Genomic DNA, 1,824 nt, shown 5'->3' with positions numbered 1-1,824 from the left:
AACAGCCGGAACGCAAAAAGGCTCGCGCTCTCCGCGAGCACGAGCCTCCCAAGCGTGGAGGTGCCGGGAATCGAACCCGGGTCCTCTGCCGCATCATCAGGGCTTCTCCGTGCGCAGTTCGCTGTATCCCTACTCGGCCCAACCGGTCACGCGAACAAGCCGGTTCGACGGGCCCAGTCGCTGTTTGCTTCCCGAATGGCCCCCGCGACCGGGACCACAGGTAATCCTCCTAGTCGATGCCGGCAACCGGGTCGGAGGAATCCCCGGGCCGACAGACTCGCGATCGCTGTATCAGGCAGCGAGGGCGAAGTCGCGCTGACTATTCGTCTTGGCGCTTGTTGTTTGCGATGACGCTTACGGTGGTCTCTCGCCTGCACCGGCACGCTTCCCCTGACTTTGTCGTCCAGAGTCGAAACCGATCACCCCCTGGATACAACCCGTCAGGGCTGTGGGCGTTATGGAGTTGTCCACCCATCATAACGTCCACGATCGCCCGGGTCATTCCGGTTTCGGCGGTGGGGTTGTCCCTACCCCGGACCGGCCGGTGCACACCATGGCCCGCAACCCCGTACGCAGCAGAGAATAGTCGCCATGACCACCGAAACGGCACCGATCGTGACGCGCAACCGGCCGAACACGGGCGCGGCCCTCGGGTATTTCCTGCTCGGGATGCCGCTCGCGATCCTCTGGTTCACGCTCCTGGTCACGCTGCTCACGGTCGGTGTCGCCGGCTCGATCACCTGGGTCGGGCTGCCGATCCTGGCGTTCGCGATCCTGCTGACCCGCGGTATCGGGCGGTTCGAGATCGGCAGGGCGAACGCGATGCTCGGCACCCGGATCATCCCGGCGTACCGCGCCGCACGGGGCATCAAGGCGCGGATGGCGGACCCGGCGACCTGGCGCGGGCTCGGCTACACGCTGTCCCTGCTGCCGATAACGATCCTGGAGTTCGCGGTTGTCGTGGGGCTGTGGGCGGCCGGGCTGAACTATTTCGCGGTGCCGTTCTACTACTGGGCGTTGCCGGGCGGGATCTGGACCTTCCCGACGATCGGTGATGGCCCGCACTGGTTCGCGGTCCGGAGCTTCACCGACGGTCTCCCGTGGATGGCGCTCGGGGCGCTGCTGCTGACCATCGCGGTGCTGGTGACCAAGGGCCTCGCGGTCTGGCATGCGCGATATGCGCGCCGGATTCTCGGCGAATCGGGCAGGATGGACAGGAACACGCAGCGGATCGGGGAACAGGGATGACGGAGAACGCGCAGCGGCGGTTGCCGAGGGCGGTGCGTTCGGTCGGCTTCCTGCTACTGAACTTCCCGGTCCGGCTGGTGATGTTCATCCTGCTCATCGTGGGCCTGACGCTGGGGATCGGGCTCGCCGTGGTGTGGGTGGGCCTGCCGATCCTGATGCTGACCTTCGCGCTGAACAACAGGCTGGCCCGGTTCGACCGGAACTGGGTCGGTTCCTGGCTCGGGGTGCACATCGAGGAGCCGGAGCCGAAGTACTCCCCCGATCAGGGGGCCTTCCGTCGCCTCACCGCTCGCCTGACCCACGCCCCGACCTGGCGTTCCTTCGCCTATCAGCTGCTGTGTCTTCCACTGGCCTGCTTCGAGCTCGCGTTCGGGATCGCCTCGATCGTGCTCACCCCGATGGCGATCTGGGTGTCCCCGACCGTGGCCTGGTTGCACGCCTCACTCGCGAAGGCGTTCCTCGGCCCGAGCTCGGCGACGGAACTGCGCGCGAAGGCGGAACATCTGCAGGCTTCGCGGGCCCGTGGGGTGGACGCGGCCGAGGCGGAGCGCCGCCGGATCGAGCGCGATCTGCACG

2 protein-coding genes and 1 other RNA gene are annotated in these 1,824 nt (G+C 67.0%); 2 read left to right on the top strand and 1 reads right to left on the bottom strand.

All coding sequences use genetic code 11. The features are described 5' to 3' along the window. Nucleotides 1-52: 52 nt before the first annotated feature. Nucleotides 53-427: a transfer-messenger RNA gene (gene ssrA / locus AD72_RS35310) on the bottom strand. Between the two features lie 164 nt (nucleotides 428-591). Here ssrA and AD72_RS35155 point away from each other — a divergent pair. Together AD72_RS35155 and AD72_RS35150 are read left to right on the top strand one after the other, a co-directional pair. Next, nucleotides 592-1,248, top strand: coding sequence for a sensor domain-containing protein (locus tag AD72_RS35155; RefSeq protein ID WP_037348468.1), 657 nt, complete (start codon nucleotides 592-594; stop codon nucleotides 1,246-1,248). Then, a partial coding sequence (locus AD72_RS35150; protein WP_037348467.1) for a sensor histidine kinase occupies nucleotides 1,245-1,824 on the top strand: 580 nt, incomplete at its 3' end. The genes AD72_RS35155 and AD72_RS35150, both read left to right, overlap by 4 nt.

It is taken from the genome of Sciscionella sediminilitoris (genome assembly GCF_000737195.2).
GTDB classification, from domain to species: domain Bacteria; phylum Actinomycetota; class Actinomycetes; order Mycobacteriales; family Pseudonocardiaceae; genus Sciscionella; species Sciscionella sediminilitoris.
This window is presented reverse-complemented; position numbering and strand designations above follow the sequence as displayed.

What these genes read in the sequence shown, in the direction of transcription:
- AD72_RS35155 (WP_037348468.1), top strand. Translation starts at nt 592, where the DNA reads ATGACCACCGAAACGGCACCGATCGTGACGCGCAACCGGCCGAACACG.